The following is a 16,560-nucleotide window of genomic DNA, read 5'->3' as shown; positions in this document are numbered from 1 at the left end:
CTAGGTTACGCCCCCTCCGGCCGAAGCCGGAGCAAGACGCGAGCCTGATGAAAAACGCCGGTCATCATGCGCCCGAAGCGGTTACTCCGCTCCGACCTCTGTACCCTCAAGGTTGAGGCTGAGCTTATCGCTCGCAGCGTCATCTTCATCGTCCATTTCTTTCATTTCAATCTCTTGCTCATCTTCGCTCAAAATCTTAACGTCCATACCCAAGCTTTGCAGCTCTTTGATCAATACTTTGAATGATTCAGGAACACCTGGTTCAGGAACATTCTCGCCTTTGACGATGGATTCATACGTTTTCACCCGACCTACAACATCATCGGACTTAACAGTCAAGATTTCTTGCAGAGTATAAGCAGCACCGTATGCCTCAAGCGCCCATACTTCCATCTCCCCGAAACGCTGTCCACCAAATTGGGCTTTACCACCCAATGGCTGTTGCGTAACAAGTGAGTAAGGACCTGTGGAACGAGCATGGATTTTATCGTCAACCATGTGCGCCAGCTTGATCATATGCATGACGCCCACAGTAACTTCACGTTCGAACTCTTCTCCCGTACGACCGTCGTACAGAACGGTTTTACCATTTCGCTGCATACCTGCTTCTTCCATCGTATCGAAGACGTCATACTCCTTCGCTCCGTCGAATACAGGAGTAGCTACGTGAATACCGAGCTGCATGGCTGCCATACCCAAGTGAACTTCAAGCACTTGACCGATGTTCATCCGGGAAGGTACGCCCAGCGGGTTAAGAACGATTTGAACTGGTGTTCCGTCCGGCAGGAAAGGCATATCTTCTTCCGGCAGGATACGGGCCACGACCCCTTTGTTACCGTGACGTCCGGCCATTTTATCACCCTCGGAAATTTTCCGTTTTTGAGCGATATAGACACGAACGAGTTGGTTAACACCTGGAGGCAGTTCATCACCGTTTTCACGGGTAAAGACTTTTACATCAACTACGATACCGTCAGTACCGTGAGGTACACGCAGGGAAGTATCACGTACTTCACGCGCTTTCTCACCGAAGATCGCATGCAGGAGACGTTCTTCTGCAGTCAGTTCCGTTACACCTTTTGGTGTTACTTTACCAACCAGAATGTCACCAGCACTGATTTCAGCACCGATACGGATAATACCACGCTCATCCAGATTACGCAGCGCTTCTTCCCCTACGTTCGGGATATCACGTGTGATCTCTTCAGGTCCGAGCTTAGTATCACGTGCTTCAGACTCATATTCCTCGATATGAATGGATGTATACACATCTTCTTTAACGAGTTTTTCGCTGAGCAAGATCGCATCCTCGTAGTTGTAACCTTCCCAAGTCATGAAGGCAACCACTACGTTACGTCCCAGTGCCAATTCACCCATTTCCGTCGAAGGACCGTCTGCAAGGATGTCGCCAGCTTTGACAACAGCACCTCTTTTGACAATCGGACGTTGGTTAATGCATGTTCCTTGGTTCGAACGCATAAATTTGTGTAATTTATATTTAACGATATCGCCTTTGACTTCTTGACCATCAACTTCTTCAATACGACGCAACCAAATCTCATTCGCAGAAGAACGTTCAATAATCCCGTCATATTTGGAGACAATACATACACCGGAATCTTTCGCGGCTTTATGTTCCATACCTGTTCCGACCAGCGGAGCTTTAGGAATCAAGAGTGGAACGGCTTGCCGCTGCATGTTCGATCCCATGAGCGCACGGTTGGAGTCATCGTTCTCAAGGAACGGAATGAGCGCTGTAGCGACAGATACAACTTGCTTAGGAGATACGTCCATGTAGTCAACACGTTCACTCGGCATCGTAAGGATGTTATCCGACTGTTTGTTGTAACGTACAATGATCGCTTCTTCAGCAAAAGTACTGTCTTCATTCAGCTTCGCATTCGCTTGAGCAATTACATAGTTGTCCTCTTCGTCTGCTGTCAGGTAATCGATTTGCTCGGTTACGACACCAGTCTTCGGATCTACCCAGCGATAAGGTGCTTCAATGAATCCATATTCGTTCACACGGGCAAATGTCGACAAGGAGTTGATCAAACCAATGTTTGGTCCCTCTGGTGTCTCGATTGGACACATCCGGCCATAGTGGGATGGATGCACGTCACGGACTTCCATGCCGGCACGCTCACGTGTCAAACCACCCGGTCCGAGTGCGGACAGACGGCGTTTATGTGTCAACTCACCCAGTGGGTTTGTTTGATCCATAAACTGCGACAATTGGGAGCTACCGAAGAACTCTTTAATGGATGCGATAACAGGACGTATGTTAATCAAAGCCTGAGGCGTGATTACGTTAGCATCCTGAATGGACATTCTCTCACGAACCACACGTTCCATACGGGATAAACCGATACGGAATTGGTTTTGCAAGAGTTCACCCACCGAGCGGAGACGACGGTTACCCAGGTGATCGATATCATCTGTGCTTCCGATGCCATGCAGAAGGTTAATGAAATAACTGATGGAGGAAATGATATCAGCTGGTGTAACGTTCTTCACTGATTTATCAATGTTAGCATTGGCAATCAGTTTAACGACCTTACCATCCTCAATCGGTGAAAATACATCAATTGTTTGCATCGGGATATCATTGGCATCCAAAACGCCGTTAGCGACGTGATATGTGCGGAAACCAACACTCTTCTCCAGTTGCGGCATGATTTCATCCAACAGACGACGGTCTATCATTTGACCTGCTTCAGCGATAATTTCACCGGTTTCGGTGTCCACAAGAGACTCAGCCAAACGTTGGTTGAACAAACGGTTCTTGATGTGAAGCTTTTTGTTGATTTTGTAACGACCCACATTAGCCAGGTCATAACGTTTTGGATCAAAGAAACGCGCTACGAGCAAGCTTTTCGCATTATCCAGCGTTGGTGGCTCGCCCGGACGAAGACGCTCATAAATTTCAATCAGCGCTTTCTCCGTGGAATCCGTATTGTCTTTGTCCAGCGTATTGCGAATATATTCGTCATTACCGAGCAGATCCAGAATCTCAGCGTCTGTGCCAAAACCAAGTGCACGCAGGAGAACCGTCACCGGTATTTTACGTGTGCGGTCGATCCGGACGTAAACAACATCCTTCGCGTCCATCTCCAGTTCGAGCCAAGCGCCGCGGTTAGGAATAACTGTAGCGGTATACGTTTTTTTGGCGTTTTTATCTACTTTGGTACTGAAGTAAACGCTAGGAGAGCGAACCAACTGGCTGACAATAACCCGTTCCGCACCATTAATAATAAATGTGCCGGTGTCGGTCATCAGCGGGAAATCTCCCATGAATACTTCCTGCTCTTTGACTTCGCCGGTTTCCTTATTAATGAGCCGGACTTTGACCCGAAGCGGTGCTGCATAAGTAACGTCACGCTCTTTCGCGTCGTCTACTGTATACTTCGGTTCACCGAGACTGTAATCGATAAATTCCAAAATTAAGTTACCTGTAAAATCCTGGATCGGCGAGATATCTTGGAACATTTCGCGCAACCCTTCCTCCAAAAACCAATCGTAAGATTTTTGTTGGATCTCAATCAGGTTCGGAACTTCGAGTATCTCGTTAATTCGTGCATAACTGCGCCGAGTGCGTCGACCATATTGAACAAGATGTCCTGCCAACTTAAACTCACCCCTCAATGTCTACTCACTTTAAAAATTTCGTTGCGAACCTCTGTTTGTAACCTTATAATGGTACACATACAGAGCAAAGCAATGCATCCACAAATAAAGAAAAGCCCTTACTCGAATGTCGTTCGAAAAAAGAGCAACTTTGATCGGCGGATGTCTTTCCAAATCATACTTATCCCCAGTTTGCCCAAAATGTACATATTATACGCCAAACGTAGGCATAATAAGCCCGTTCGGCGTAAAAAAGGTTGACATTTTTAGTTAGCTAAAGCCAAATAGGGCATTTTAATACTGACATTTTACAATAATACCACGACCTGAATTTCAAGTCAATAGTCCTATTGCAAAAAAAATGCCACCCTGCTTACTTTACAAATTAGGATTTAGCCTAAAGGCGCCTCTTCCAATTTTACCGCTTTGAAAATTCGGTAGCCTTTATCCTTCGTTACTTCCTCCACTCGTCCAAAGAGAGATTCCAGCTTCGCTTTTGCCGAAGGTGCTCCCTGCTTTTTCTGAATGACAATCCATAACGCTCCGCCCATCTTCAAATGACGATATGCCTGTTCAAAGATCGTATGCACGGTTTCCTTACCCGCACGGATCGGAGGATTGGTCAGAATCGCGTCAAAGTCTTCCTTTTTAACTTCAGCCAGAAGATTGCTTTGCATAACCGTTACATTCGTTATGCCGTTCGCTTTTGCATTTTCCCTGGAAAGCTCAACCGCTCTCTCATTGATATCGATCATGGTGACATGTCCATCCGGTACAAGTTTAGCTGCTGTAAGACCAATAGGTCCATACCCGCAGCCCACATCCAGTACATGAGCTCCAGCAGGCAACTCTATAGCATCAATTAACACTCTGCTGCCGTAATCGATTCCGTTTTTGGAAAATACCCCTGCATCCGTAACGAGTCGTAATTTCCATCCGCGTAGCTCCGCTTCTGTAGCCCGTCTGTCATGTGCCACCTGCGGTTTGTCCGAATAATAATGATTGGACATGTCCTCACTCACTTTCCTTTTACAATTACAGCAACAAACCCCTTGATATAAGTCAAGGGGTTTGTTGTTTTGTTCATCTAGCTAATGAAAGCTAAATTATTTAACTTCGATTGAAGCGCCTGCTTCTTCAAGCTTAGCTTTAACCGTTTCTGCTTCTTCTTTGCTAACTTTTTCTTTCAATGCTTTTGGAGCATTGTCAACTACTTCTTTCGCTTCTTTCAGGCCAAGACCTGTGATTTCGCGAACTGCTTTGATAACGTTGATTTTGGAAGCACCAGCGCTAGTCAAGATTACGTCGAACTCGGATTGCTCAGCTTCAGCTGCAGCAGCTCCGCCACCTGCAACAGCTACTGGAGCTGCAGCAGTTACGCCGAATTCTTCTTCGATTGCTTTAACGAGATCATTCAATTCCAGTACAGTCATGCCTTTGATTGCTTCCAAGATTTGCTCTTTACTCATGATTGAACCTCCATATATAATATTATTTTTTTTGTATTTCATCACTGCCTAAGCAGCATTCAGATCAAGTTGCTTACGCGCCTTGTTCTTCTTTTTCAGCAACAGCTTTAACCGCAAGCGCGAAGTTGCGCACTGGCGCTTGAAGCACGCTGAGGAGCATGGAAAGGAGACCTTCGCGTGATGGCAATTCTGCCAACGCTTTGACTTCTTGTACTCCAATTACGCGACCTTCTACAACTGCACCTTTCAATTCCAGTGCATCGTTCTTTTTCGCGAAGTCGTTCAGAATTTTGGCTGGAGCCACTACGTCGTCTACGCTGAATGCAATTGCACTAGGACCTGTCAGTACTTCGTTAAGTTCTGTCAGTTCTGCTGCAGCTGCTGCGCGGCGAAGCAACGAGTTTTTCAGCACTTGGAATTCGATTCCGGCTTCACGAAGCTGCTTACGCAGCTCAGTTACTTGGGCAACGTTCAAACCGCGATAGTCAACAACAACACTAGTAACGCTCTCGCGCAATTTTGCTGTTACTGCATCAACGGACTCTTGTTTTGCTTGAATCACTTTTGCGTTTGCCAAACTGTACACCTCCTGATCAAATTTATCCCATTAAGAAAAGCCTCCGTAGAATCACGAAGGCTTGATATATACTCATAACCGATTTTCATCGTTCTAAGTTCTATAATCACACCTCGGCAGGAAATTAAGCCAAAATGGCACCTACTGTCTACGGCAAGCATATTCAAATGTCAACGGTCAGTCACTCGGACTCACAACTTTTATAGAATATCAGAACAGGACAAGCCTGTCAAGCGATATTATCTAAAAGATGCTGCGTTCACGCGTGCGCCAGGGCCCATCGTGGAAGAAAGACTTACATTCTTCAGATAAACACCTTTTGCTGCCGCCGGTTTAGCACGAGTCAAAGCATCCATGAGAGCTTTAAGGTTCTCATTCAATTGCTCTGTCGAGAAAGAAGCTTTACCGATCGGTGCATGAATTTGACCTGCACGATCCAGACGATATTCGATTTTACCGGCTTTAATTTCTTGAACAGCCTTGGATACATCGAAAGTTACCGTTCCGGCTTTAGGGTTAGGCATCAGACCTTTACCGCCGAGCAGTCGGCCCAATTTACCTACTTCACTCATCATGTCTGGTGTCGCTACGCAGACGTCGAATTCGAACCAGCCTTGTTGGATTTTGTTGATCATGTCTGCATCACCAACATAGTCCGCGCCAGCCGCTTCCGCTTCTTTCGCTTTGTCACCTTTTGCAAATACCAATACGCGTTGTGTTTTACCTGTGCCGTGTGGCAAGACAACAACACCACGTACTGCCTGGTCTTGTTTACGTGGGTCAACGCCCAAGCGTACTGCTGCTTCGATAGTTTCATCAAATTTTGCAGTGGCTGCCTTTTTCACAAGCTCTACAGCTTCTGAAGGCTCGTAAGTTGCTTCGCTGTCAATCAGCTTAGCAGCTTCCAGGTATTTTTTACCGTGTTTAGCCATGTTATATTCCTCCTTTGTGGTGTTAGCGGATATACCTCCCACATCAACCGGCCGCGAATCGGCCGGCTTTACGAAGCCATGTTTCAGATGAAAAATTAGTCTTCGATGGTGATACCCATGCTGCGGGCAGTACCTTCGACCATACGCATTGCAGACTCAACGTCAGCAGCATTCAGGTCAGGCATTTTTTGTTCCGCGATTTGACGTACCGCATCACGTTTAACGGTAGCGACTTTTTTCTTGTTCGGTTCGCCGGATCCTTTTTCTACTTTAGCTGCCACTTTCAACAGAACTGCTGCTGGTGGAGTTTTAGTAATGAAAGTAAAGGAACGGTCTTCGAATACTGTGATTTCAACAGGAATAATCAATCCCGCTTGATCGGCTGTACGAGCGTTGAACTCTTTACAGAATGCCATGATGTTGACACCTGCTTGACCCAAAGCTGGACCTACCGGCGGCGCTGGATTCGCTTTACCTGCTGGAATTTGCAGTTTTACCATTTTGATTACCTTTTTTGCCATGATTGACACCTCCTTGCAAAATAGTGGTTAACGGGCCTCTCAGCCCTCCCACAAGAAACTTGAAGAGACTATATCTTCTCCACTTGCGTGTATTCCAACTCAAGCGGTGTTTCCCGTCCAAACATGTTCACGTGCACTTTCAACTTGCTTTTGTCTACCAAGATTTCTTCCACGGAGCCCACAAAATTCGCAAAAGGACCAACTTTAATACGTACGGATTCCTTAATATCGAATTCAATTTTAGGCTTCGGCTCAACCATGCCCATGTGCTTCAGAATTTGTTCCACTTCTTCAGGCAGCAAGGCTGTTGGTTTGGACCCGGAACCTGTCGAACCGACAAATCCCGTAACACCTGGTGTGTTGCGAACAACATACCAAGAGTCATCCGTCTGGACCATTTCCACCAAGACATATCCGGGGTAAACTTTACGCATAACGGTTTTTTTCTTACCGTCTTTGTTTACCACTTCTTCTTCCATAGGAACAAGAACGCGGAAAATCTTGTCTTCCATGCCCATGGACTCTACGCGTTTTTCCAAATTGGCTTTGACCTTATTCTCATACCCTGAATAGGTATGAACGACGTACCATCTTTTTTCCATATCAAGCCACCTGGGACCCTTCTTAAATAATCGCTTCGATCACAGCGGAGATGCCGATATCAATGACCCAAAAAAACAGCGTCATAACCACAACAGTACCAAGAACGATCAATGTGTAGTTGGTCAGCTCTTTACGATTAGGCCAGCGAACTTTTTTAAGTTCAGCCCAGCTTTCAGAGAAAAAGGAAATCAGAGATTTGAAACTACGTTTCACGCCGACTACACCTCCAAAAAACTATCTGGTTTCGCGATGAGAAGTCTGCTCGTTACAAAACTTGCAAAATTTCTTCATCTCCATGCGGTCGGGGTGATTACGCTTGTTTTTTGTCGTAGTGTAATTTCTTTGTTTGCAGTTTGTACAAGCCAAAGTAATAATTACCCGCATGATGTACACCTCCCGAAGACTTCCACATTCAAGCGGAGTCTCTAAATTAATCCTAAAAAAAAGCCGCGAATTTAGGCCTACCTAAAACACTTTATCATAAGGGTATAACCATGTCAATGAAAGAATAGCCTTTCATCAATGGGTAAAAAGTTCCTATCAAACACATTCAGTTTCTCATCTCTGTTTTTCTCTTCTCCTGCATGGACCAAGCGATTACTAGTATAATCATTCTTTAACTTTATAAACTTGAGGCAGCAAAAAAAGACTCAAACCCCGAGCCTTTTCCGTCAACGACAACATGTGTTCAATTATCTCGAACTTCCAGGTACTTTTCAAGTTTACGCTTCACGCGCTGAAGTGCATTATCAATGGACTTTACATGCCTGTCCAAATCCACTGCAATCTCTTGATAAGATCTCCCGTCCAGATACAACATCAATACTTTACGTTCCAGATCACTCAGAATCTCAGACATCTTATCTTCCAGGCCCACAAACTCTTCCTGATTGATAATAAGTTCTTCCGGATCGCTGACCTGTGTTCCACAAATCACATCGAGTAACGTACGATCGGACTCTTCGTCATAAATAGGTTTGTCCAGTGATACATAAGAATTAAGCGGAATATGCTTCTGACGTGTTGCTGTCTTGATTGCCGTAATAATCTGTCGTGTAATACACAACTCGGCGAAGGCTTTGAAAGAAGCGAGCTTGTCCCCTTTGAAATCCCTAATGGATTTATAGAGTCCAATCATTCCTTCTTGAATGATATCTTCCCGGTCAGCCCCAATCAAAAAATAAGATCTTGCCTTGGCGCGTACAAAGTTACGATATTTGTTAATCAAAAACTCCAGCGCTTCGCTTTCACCTTCACGGACCGCTTCGACAATGTCTTCGTCACTTTGGTAATCATACTTGGATAACATGATATCTTTGAGGTCGACACTCACAGACAATCCCTCCGGCTGCAACGCAAGGTACCCCGTTACTCTACTCTATGAAATATAGGATCAGTATATATGATGGTACCTCACACCGTCAACCACGCTCTGCCTAAAAAAGAACATCAATAACATAATTGTCAAGAGTTTCAAAATTCTAATTTTTGTAAAATCGTACTGTTATTCCCGGCGCCACCGCTCAAACTGCTTCAAAACATCCGGACTTAACTTCCCGCCAAGTGTATTTCGCGTTGCTTTAGCTTGATCTTCTTCCAGACGTTTCTGTAACTCTTTTTCGTTCTGCTCTACTTCGATCAGCAATTCCCTTGCGGATACACGCAGAGCTCCCTGTCCAAAAATGACATGCTGCTCTACCATATCGCTTGTAGCCACATAGATTTGGCGTCTTCGCGTGCTTAGTTCCCGAACGAGTCTCTCAATGCATTCGTCTGCCGTCTCTTTTTCCTTTGTAAAAAAGATCTGCACTTTGCTCTGTGTAAAGGATTTACCGAGTCCAGGCACGAGGTAGGCGTCAAAAACAACAATGACTCTCAAGCCGGAGAATGCCTGATAGTCGGCTAGTCGAGATAGAAGCCTGTTGCGGGCCTCCTCCAATCCACTCTCCGCCAATCTGGATAGCTCCGGCCAGTCACCAATCATGTTGTACCCGTCTACAAGAAGCACATCACGGGAATCAGCCATATCTTCTAGTCCTGCGCTTGGCGCGAGCGGAGCACTTCATACATGACAACACCCGCTGCCACGGAAGCATTCAGGGAATTAATCTGACCTTGCATCGGCAATTTGATCAACACATCGCATTTCTCACGAATGAGTCGTCCCATTCCCTTGTTTTCGTTTCCGATTACGAGGGCTACCGGGCCTGTAAAGACGCCGTTACCAAACACGCTCTCCTGAGCTGCAACATCCGTACCTACAACCCATACGCCCTCTTCCTTGAGACGGTCAATAGTTTGACCCAGATTGCTTACACGAGCCACTGGCACGTACTCAACAGCACCTGCTGAAGTTTTGGATACAGTCACTGTAACTGCAGCTGAACGCCGTTTAGGTACAATGACACCATGCGCACCTGTGCAGTCGGCCGTCCGCAAAATCGATCCAAGATTATGTGGATCTTCGATCTCATCCAGCAAAATCAAAAATGGATGTTCATTTTTAGCAGCCGCTGCAGCAAGAATGTCTTCAACCTCCACATAAGCGTAAGGAGCCGCTTGCGCCACCACACCCTGGTGTTGAATGCCCGGCACTGTTTGATCCAGTTTACGCTTGTCTACGTGCTGAATGACAATACCTAATTTTTTTGCTTCAGTGATAATAGGCTGCGTCAAATGTTTTTGCGCTGTATCTGCAATCCATATTTTATTAATGGTCCGGCCTGAACGCAGCGCCTCCGTTACGGAGTGCTTACCGGCGATCCATTCTTCTTCCATCTTTGTTCGATCCTCTCTATAACGCCCTGTGATTTACTGCACCCTAATCGGCGCACCCTACAGAAGCGGCTTTGTTGTAATTTATATTATTTTGTCGGTGATTGCGAATGTTGTTCCGCATGCTCGATACCCCGGCGAATCAGTTCAATCATGCGATCATGCCGACCACTGCTATACAGGTAACCGATCAGACACTCCAGAGCCGTGGCATGTCTATACTCCAAAACGTCTGCGTTTTTAGGAATACTGCCAGACTTGGCATTACGACCTTGTCTGACAATGTCACGCTCTTCCTCGGTCAGCTCAGCCTCGATACCTGTGAGAATACGGCTTTGTGCCTTCGCCGATACCAAACCGGTCGCACTACGGTGCAGATGGTTAGGACGCATGTTGGCTTTGGATAACAGATACTGCCGTACTGCTACCTCATATACCGCATCACCAATGTAGGCGAGAGCGATGGGAGGAATCAACCGTGCAGGCCGGGAGGGGGGATAAGGAAACCATCCTCCCTGGTCAACGCTCAGAGACTGTTCATCTGTCTGCTGTTCATCTCGTTGCTCGGTATGCTCGACGGATTCTGACAACTTTTTCAGTTGTTCCTCGCTCATTTGCGCCGCCATCTCATTCCTTGAGCCGTATCCTCAAGCAAGATGCCCTGCGCAGACAGTTCATCCCGAATTTCATCAGCCCGCGCCCAGTTTTTGGTTTTGCGTGCTTCGTTACGTTCTACAATTAGACGTTCGATTTCTTCGTCCAAAAGCTCCGGTTCAGCCTCGGTATAGATACGAAGAACTGCATTCAACTCACTGAACAATTCCAGTAGAGCGCGAATGTCCGCAGCGTTTACCACATCTTGCTGCAACAGTTGGTTAGCTTCCCCAGCCCACTCAAACATTGCCGTAATCGCATCAGGCGTATTGAAGTCGTCCTGCATTTTCTCATGATACTGCTCACGAATCTGCTCCAGTCTCGCTGCAAACTCAGCTGACACAGCCTGATCCACGCTCACAGCCTGCAAGCGATGATTAAGGTTACCTACGGCATTTGCGATCCGGTCCACACTATTCTGTGCCTGTTCCATCGTATCTTCCGTGAAGTTCAACGGATTGCGATAGTGAGTAGACAACATGAAATAACGAATGGCTTCGCGTTTATATTGATTGCGAAGGTCTTTGACAAGCACACCGTTGCCGAGTGATTTCGACATTTTTTCGTTATCAATACGGATGAATCCGTTATGCATCCAGTAGTTTGCCAGTGGTTTACCAGTCAACACCTCGGATTGAGCGCATTCGCACTCATGGTGCGGGAACTGCAAATCCTGTCCTCCGCCGTGAATATCCAACGTATCCCCCAGGTATTCCCGTGCCATGGCAGAGCACTCGATATGCCAGCCCGGACGACCATCGCCCCATGGACTGGACCAGAAAATCTCACCCGGCTTCGCAGCTTTCCAGAGGACAAAGTCTTCTGGATGCTCTTTGCGCTCATCTACACCAATACGAATTCCAAACTGTAATTCCTGAAGGTTTTGCTTCGATAGTTTGCCGTACTCCGCAAATTTGCCTGTGCGATAATATACGTCACCGCCATTTTCATAGGCGAAGTCCTTTTCAACCAGCTCACGGATAAAATCAATAATAAGCGGCATGTTTTCGGTCACTCTTGGATTACTGCTTGCCTTCGGAATACCCAGCCCTTCGAGATCCTCGTAGTACGCTGCAATAAACTTCTCTGCGACATGAGGAACATCCGTGCCAAGCTGCTCAGCTTTACGAATGAGCTTATCATCGACATCCGTGAAGTTTACGACATAGTTCACCTCATGTCCGGTCTGTTCCAAATATCCGCGAACTGTGTCGAAAAAGATAACTGGACGTGCATTCCCGATATGAATGTAATCATATACCGTCGGCCCGCACACATACATTTTCACTTTCCCCGGCTCTTGAGGAACAAAATTCTCTTTGGTACGACTCATCGTATTGTAAATTTGAAGCGTCATAGTCACTTTCCTTTCATCCGTTTCCATCATTATTCTATTGTACCACGGGAAAACTCACTTTCACGTGTACTCTGCAAAGTACGCACTTCTTCACGTAATCGTTCGATTTCTTGCTGCATAGTGCGCAGGGAATCGATGACCGGATCGGGAAGCTGCTGATTCAGACGGTCCACCCGGCGGCCATCCTGCTTCACGATTCTGCCCGGTATGCCTACAACGGTGCTATTCGAAGGGACTTCCTTCAGCACAACCGAGTTCGCACCAATATTACATTGATCCCCCACGCTGAAGGAACCTAGCACCTTCGCTCCGGATGAGATAACCACATTATTGCCAATTGTCGGATGTCTCTTCCCTTTTTCTTTACCCGTTCCGCCAAGTGTGACCCCCTGATAGATGACAACATCGTCGCCAATTTCACACGTTTCCCCAATTACGACGCCCATGCCATGGTCAATAAACAACCGATTGCCAATCGTAGCGCCGGGATGGATTTCGATACCTGTCATAAAGCGGCTGACCTGTGAAATGAACCGTGCGAAAGAAAACCATCTCCGCTTGTATAAAAAGTGTGCCACCCGGTGCGCCCATATCGCATGCAGCCCCGAGTAGGTAAATACAACCTCAAACCATCCCCGGGCCGCCGGATCGTTTTCAAACACCGCCTGGATATCTGATCTGATCTTCTTGAACATGCTCGTTCCCCTCTTGTTCAGGTCTTCGTCCTCCGGCTTTCCGGATGGCGCGGCCCTCATGGTAGTGTACTTCTGACTCGACCTAAATAGAAAACGCCCCTGCAGCTATTTAAGCTGCAGAGGCGTTTATCGCGGTCCCACTCTGCTCGGTTCATGCCTTAACATACAAGAACTAGGCTACCTGTTATAGCTGCCTCATATCCTTGCACAAGAATGAACCCTCAACAGTTCCGTAACGGGAACCAACCGTCACAACCTATCCTGACGTTTTCCTCTCTCCTAAATAACGAGAGGCGGGGCCGGATTCGGCTATGCAGCTCACGGGTGCATTTCGACTGACGGACAGCGGATGGCTCACAGCCACCTCAGCAAAGAATCTTGTTCTTTACTGCGGGACCATCCTCTCTGAATCTGTCCGGTTCAGCCTACTTCTCCCGGTCTTTGCTGTTTTTATGATGAATGATAAAATCATACCATTTAACCTTTGTGTTGCTATTATAGCGAAAAGGTTATGGACTGACAACAATCTTCCTTCATATCGGTGGGAACGAAGTTCCATCCTTAAGTCAAAGTAGACTAAACAAGGGCGTTACTTACGCGCCTTTTACCTGAGCATGCAATCGATCAATGACCGTATCGCGGCCAAGCAGTACAATTGTTTGGTTCAGATCGCGTCCATGAGTCTGTCCTGTCAAAGCTACACGGATCGGCATAAACAGCTGTTTACCCTTAAATCCGGTCTCTTTCTGAACTTCTTTGATCAGCGCAGCCATCTTGCTTGGTGTAAATTCGTCGCTAGCCTGTACTTTATCAGCAAATGCCTTCAGAACGGTTGGTACATGCTCCTCAGCCAGTACAGCAGCCCCTTCACTTTCCAGCTCCAGGTGGGAACGGAAGAACACTTCCGACAACTCCACGATATCGGAGGCAGAATTCATTTGCTCTTGGTAGAGATGAACAAGCGTATATGCCCATTCTTTTTGTTCAGGTGAGAGCTCAGCGGCAATACGTCCCGCTTTTTGCAGATGTGGAATCGCCATTTCGGCAATGCGATCTGGTTCAGCATTTTTGATGTAGTGGTTGTTCAAGTGAGCCAGCTTGTGGGTATCAAATACCGCCGGGCTCTTGGACAGACGCTTCGTATCAAAAATGGAGATTAACTGCTCCTGCGAGAAGATCTCTTCTTCTCCTTCAGGCGACCAGCCAAGAAGGGAGATGAAGTTAAACATCGCCTCAGGCAGATAGCCGAGCTGATCATATTGTTCAATAAACTGAATAACGGATTCGTCACGTTTACTCAGCTTTTTGTGGTTTTCATTCACGATCAACGTCATATGACCGAATTGCGGCGGCTCCCAGCCAAGCGCTTCATAAATCATCAGTTGACGCGGTGTGTTAGAGATGTGATCTTCCCCACGCAGGACGTGGGAGATTTTCATCAAATGATCATCGACAGCAACTGCATAGTTGTACGTAGGAATGCCGTCTTTTTTCACAATAACGAAGTCGCCGGATTCCTTGCTATTGAATGAGATTGTTCCTTTGACCATATCATCAAACGTATAAATGCGTTCTTCCGGTACACGGAAACGAATACTCGCCACACGGCCTTCTGCTTCAAATGCACTCTGTTGCTCCGGTGTCAGATCACGGTGTTTACCCGAATAACGCGGAGTTTCTCCACGTGCTGTCTGTTCTTCACGTTCTTGCTCCAGCTCTTCTTCCGTGCAATAGCAGCGGTAAGCCAGACCTTTATCCAGCAGCTCCTGCGTATATTTACGATAGATGTCCAAACGTTCCGTCTGACGGTATGGTCCGTACTCGCCGCCGACATCAATACTTTCGTCCCACTCGATTCCGAGCCATTTCAGGTATTTCAGCTGGCTTTCCTCACCACCGGCAATGTTGCGTTTCACGTCCGTATCCTCAATACGAATAATGAATTTGCCGTTATTATGTTTGGCATACAAATAGTTAAACAGCGCCGTACGGGCGTTCCCGATATGCAGGTGTCCCGTTGGACTCGGCGCGTAGCGCACGCGAACTTCGGTGCTCATAATATCCCCTCCGTCTCTAATTGGTTGATAATATCACACGCGAACAAGGCAAACAACCGATTGGGCAGCTATACCCTCTCCCCGTCCGGGGAATCCGAGTTGCTCTGTTGTTGTCGCTTTGACATTCACCTGAGTTACATCCGCTTCAAGTGCCTTGGCAATAACTTCGGCCATCTGCGGAACATAAGGTGCCATCTTCGGTTTCTGTGCAATAATGGTTGAATCAATGTTCCCCAGACGGTATCCACGATCCTTCACCAACTGCCAGACATGCTCCAGCAGTTTCAGGCTATCAGCATCTTTGAACTCCGGATCCGTATCCGGGAAGTGTTTGCCAATATCCCCAAGTGCAAGCGCACCAAGAATGGCATCACTGATGGCATGCAGCAGCACGTCTGCGTCCGAGTGACCCAGCAGTCCTTTTTCATAAGGGATCGTTACCCCGCCAATAATGCATGGGCGTCCCTCTACCAGTTGATGTACATCGAATCCCTGTCCTACACGTATCATCGCTTCTTCTCTCCCTTGAGCAAAAACGCGGCGTATTCCAAATCTTCCGGCGTCGTTAATTTGATGTTCTTATAACTGCCTTCCACAACCTTGACCGACATTCCCTGGCGTTCAGCCAGCATTGCGTCATCCGTTCCTAGAAATCCGTCCCGGTCCGCCGATTCGTACGCAATCAGCAGGGAAGAAAGACGAAAAGCCTGCGGGGTTTGAATGCTCCACAGACTGCTGCGGTCCGGCGTCGCCGTAACGATTCCATCCGCATTTACTTGTTTGATCGTATCCTTCACTGGAACGGCCAGTACAGCTGCTCCACCCGACATAGCGGCCTTCATACACCCCATAATCTGCTCACGGTTTATAAAAGGACGTACCCCGTCGTGAACGAGGACCCAGTCTGTCCCTAGTGCCTTAAGGCCTTCGTGGACCGAATGTTGTCTCTCTTTCCCTCCGGGGATGACACGGACACGTGATTCCAGTCGGTATTCTTTTACCCAATCCTGGCAGCGTTCAACATCGGCAGCTCCCGTGACCAGCACCATTTCGCTGACCTCGTCCATAGCCGTAAACACTTCAAGCGTATGTATGAAAACGGGCTTGTCCTGCAGCAGCAGAAACTGCTTACTCTCGGTTGTTCCCATCCGGGTCCCCCGACCTGCCGCCACAATGACAACACCCCACCCTTTATCCATGCCGCAATCCCTGCCTTGTCTGTCAGTTTACCGTCCTAAGATACAAAATATCTACTATCGATATTAAATATCGTTAAACGATACACTACCCATC

General features: G+C 47.1%; 18 protein-coding genes and 1 other annotated feature. All 18 genes read right to left on the bottom strand.

Annotated elements, in window-relative coordinates:
- Window positions 1–81: 81 nt before the first annotated feature.
- Window positions 82–3,627, bottom strand: a complete 3,546-nt coding sequence (gene rpoB / locus gpAD87_RS27910) for a DNA-directed RNA polymerase subunit beta (RefSeq protein WP_063567422.1) — start codon at window positions 3,625–3,627, stop codon at window positions 82–84.
- Window positions 3,628–4,019: 392 nt separating this feature from the next.
- Window positions 4,020–4,637, bottom strand: a complete 618-nt coding sequence (locus gpAD87_RS27905) for a class I SAM-dependent methyltransferase (protein WP_063567421.1) — start codon at window positions 4,635–4,637, stop codon at window positions 4,020–4,022.
- A 96-nt stretch (window positions 4,638–4,733) separates the two neighbouring features.
- Window positions 4,734–5,096 carry a 50S ribosomal protein L7/L12 gene (gene rplL / locus gpAD87_RS27900; protein WP_024633595.1) on the bottom strand — a complete coding sequence of 121 codons (363 nt, stop codon included), beginning with the start codon at window positions 5,094–5,096 and terminating at the stop codon, window positions 4,734–4,736.
- 73 nt (window positions 5,097–5,169) lie between these two features.
- On the bottom strand, window positions 5,170–5,673 hold the full coding sequence (gene rplJ, locus gpAD87_RS27895) for a 50S ribosomal protein L10 (RefSeq protein WP_063567419.1): 504 nt from the start codon (window positions 5,671–5,673) through the stop codon (window positions 5,170–5,172).
- Window positions 5,674–5,696: 23 nt separating this feature from the next.
- Window positions 5,697–5,845, bottom strand: a sequence feature (ribosomal protein L10 leader region).
- Between the two features lie 67 nt (window positions 5,846–5,912).
- A complete protein-coding gene (rplA, locus tag gpAD87_RS27890; RefSeq protein WP_063567418.1) occupies window positions 5,913–6,605 on the bottom strand; it encodes a 50S ribosomal protein L1 in 693 nt (230 codons plus the stop codon).
- Between the two features lie 95 nt (window positions 6,606–6,700).
- Window positions 6,701–7,126 (bottom strand): 50S ribosomal protein L11, encoded by a 426-nt coding sequence (gene rplK, locus gpAD87_RS27885; protein WP_024633598.1) that lies wholly within the window; start codon window positions 7,124–7,126, stop codon window positions 6,701–6,703.
- Window positions 7,127–7,194: 68 nt separating this feature from the next.
- A complete protein-coding gene (gene nusG, locus gpAD87_RS27880; RefSeq protein WP_024633599.1) occupies window positions 7,195–7,728 on the bottom strand; it encodes a transcription termination/antitermination protein NusG in 534 nt (177 codons plus the stop codon).
- Window positions 7,729–7,750: 22 nt separating this feature from the next.
- Window positions 7,751–7,942 (bottom strand): preprotein translocase subunit SecE, encoded by a 192-nt coding sequence (secE, locus tag gpAD87_RS27875; protein WP_053779219.1) that lies wholly within the window; start codon window positions 7,940–7,942, stop codon window positions 7,751–7,753.
- Between the two features lie 21 nt (window positions 7,943–7,963).
- Complete coding sequence (gene rpmG, locus gpAD87_RS31635; protein ID WP_072735843.1) at window positions 7,964–8,113, bottom strand: 50S ribosomal protein L33; 150 nt, start codon at window positions 8,111–8,113, stop codon at window positions 7,964–7,966.
- Between the two features lie 304 nt (window positions 8,114–8,417).
- Window positions 8,418–9,062 carry an RNA polymerase sporulation sigma factor SigH gene (sigH, locus tag gpAD87_RS27870; protein WP_024633601.1) on the bottom strand — a complete coding sequence of 215 codons (645 nt, stop codon included), beginning with the start codon at window positions 9,060–9,062 and terminating at the stop codon, window positions 8,418–8,420.
- 171 nt (window positions 9,063–9,233) lie between these two features.
- The gene (locus tag gpAD87_RS27865) at window positions 9,234–9,755 is read right to left on the bottom strand and encodes an NYN domain-containing protein (RefSeq protein ID WP_063567417.1); all 522 of its coding nucleotides are present in this window, start codon (window positions 9,753–9,755) and stop codon (window positions 9,234–9,236) included.
- A 5-nt stretch (window positions 9,756–9,760) separates the two neighbouring features.
- Complete coding sequence (gene rlmB, locus gpAD87_RS27860) at window positions 9,761–10,507, bottom strand: 23S rRNA (guanosine(2251)-2'-O)-methyltransferase RlmB (protein WP_064642093.1); 747 nt, start codon at window positions 10,505–10,507, stop codon at window positions 9,761–9,763.
- Between the two features lie 86 nt (window positions 10,508–10,593).
- Complete coding sequence (locus gpAD87_RS27855; protein WP_079697651.1) at window positions 10,594–11,118, bottom strand: Mini-ribonuclease 3; 525 nt, start codon at window positions 11,116–11,118, stop codon at window positions 10,594–10,596.
- On the bottom strand, window positions 11,115–12,515 hold the full coding sequence (cysS, locus tag gpAD87_RS27850; RefSeq protein WP_064642091.1) for a cysteine--tRNA ligase: 1,401 nt from the start codon (window positions 12,513–12,515) through the stop codon (window positions 11,115–11,117). The genes gpAD87_RS27855 and cysS overlap by 4 nt, the downstream gene beginning before the upstream one ends.
- Before the next feature lie 29 nt (window positions 12,516–12,544).
- The gene (gene cysE / locus gpAD87_RS27845) at window positions 12,545–13,210 is read right to left on the bottom strand and encodes a serine O-acetyltransferase (RefSeq protein ID WP_063567438.1); all 666 of its coding nucleotides are present in this window, start codon (window positions 13,208–13,210) and stop codon (window positions 12,545–12,547) included.
- 593 nt (window positions 13,211–13,803) lie between these two features.
- On the bottom strand, window positions 13,804–15,267 hold the full coding sequence (gene gltX, locus gpAD87_RS27835; protein WP_064642087.1) for a glutamate--tRNA ligase: 1,464 nt from the start codon (window positions 15,265–15,267) through the stop codon (window positions 13,804–13,806).
- 33 nt (window positions 15,268–15,300) lie between these two features.
- On the bottom strand, window positions 15,301–15,777 hold the full coding sequence (gene ispF / locus gpAD87_RS27830) for a 2-C-methyl-D-erythritol 2,4-cyclodiphosphate synthase (RefSeq protein ID WP_053779226.1): 477 nt from the start codon (window positions 15,775–15,777) through the stop codon (window positions 15,301–15,303).
- Window positions 15,774–16,466 carry a 2-C-methyl-D-erythritol 4-phosphate cytidylyltransferase gene (gene ispD, locus gpAD87_RS27825; RefSeq protein ID WP_063567413.1) on the bottom strand — a complete coding sequence of 231 codons (693 nt, stop codon included), beginning with the start codon at window positions 16,464–16,466 and terminating at the stop codon, window positions 15,774–15,776. Before ispD ends, ispF begins: the two co-directional genes overlap by 4 nt.
- Between the last annotated feature and the right edge of the window lie 94 nt (window positions 16,467–16,560).

It is taken from the genome of Paenibacillus sp. AD87 (assembly GCF_001659845.1).
GTDB classification, from domain to species: Bacteria; Bacillota; Bacilli; order Paenibacillales; family Paenibacillaceae; genus Paenibacillus; species Paenibacillus marchantiae.
This window is presented reverse-complemented; position numbering and strand designations above follow the sequence as displayed.

What these genes read in the sequence shown, in the direction of transcription:
- gpAD87_RS27865 (WP_063567417.1), bottom strand. Translation starts at nt 9,755, where the DNA reads ATGGCTGATTCCCGTGATGTGCTTCTTGTAGACGGGTACAACATGATT.
- ispD (WP_063567413.1), bottom strand. Translation starts at nt 16,466, where the DNA reads ATGGATAAAGGGTGGGGTGTTGTCATTGTGGCGGCAGGTCGGGGGACC.
- ispF (WP_053779226.1), bottom strand. Translation starts at nt 15,777, where the DNA reads ATGATACGTGTAGGACAGGGATTCGATGTACATCAACTGGTAGAGGGA.
- gltX (WP_064642087.1), bottom strand. Translation starts at nt 15,267, where the DNA reads ATGAGCACCGAAGTTCGCGTGCGCTACGCGCCGAGTCCAACGGGACAC.
- rpmG (WP_072735843.1), bottom strand. Translation starts at nt 8,113, where the DNA reads ATGCGGGTAATTATTACTTTGGCTTGTACAAACTGCAAACAAAGAAAT.
- rplL (WP_024633595.1), bottom strand. Translation starts at nt 5,096, where the DNA reads ATGAGTAAAGAGCAAATCTTGGAAGCAATCAAAGGCATGACTGTACTG.
- rplA (WP_063567418.1), bottom strand. Translation starts at nt 6,605, where the DNA reads ATGGCTAAACACGGTAAAAAATACCTGGAAGCTGCTAAGCTGATTGAC.
- cysE (WP_063567438.1), bottom strand. Translation starts at nt 13,210, where the DNA reads ATGTTCAAGAAGATCAGATCAGATATCCAGGCGGTGTTTGAAAACGAT.
- nusG (WP_024633599.1), bottom strand. Translation starts at nt 7,728, where the DNA reads ATGGAAAAAAGATGGTACGTCGTTCATACCTATTCAGGGTATGAGAAT.
- gpAD87_RS27855 (WP_079697651.1), bottom strand. Translation starts at nt 11,118, where the DNA reads ATGAGCGAGGAACAACTGAAAAAGTTGTCAGAATCCGTCGAGCATACC.
- gpAD87_RS27905 (WP_063567421.1), bottom strand. Translation starts at nt 4,637, where the DNA reads ATGTCCAATCATTATTATTCGGACAAACCGCAGGTGGCACATGACAGA.
- rlmB (WP_064642093.1), bottom strand. Translation starts at nt 10,507, where the DNA reads ATGGAAGAAGAATGGATCGCCGGTAAGCACTCCGTAACGGAGGCGCTG.
- cysS (WP_064642091.1), bottom strand. Translation starts at nt 12,515, where the DNA reads ATGACGCTTCAAATTTACAATACGATGAGTCGTACCAAAGAGAATTTT.
- rplK (WP_024633598.1), bottom strand. Translation starts at nt 7,126, where the DNA reads ATGGCAAAAAAGGTAATCAAAATGGTAAAACTGCAAATTCCAGCAGGT.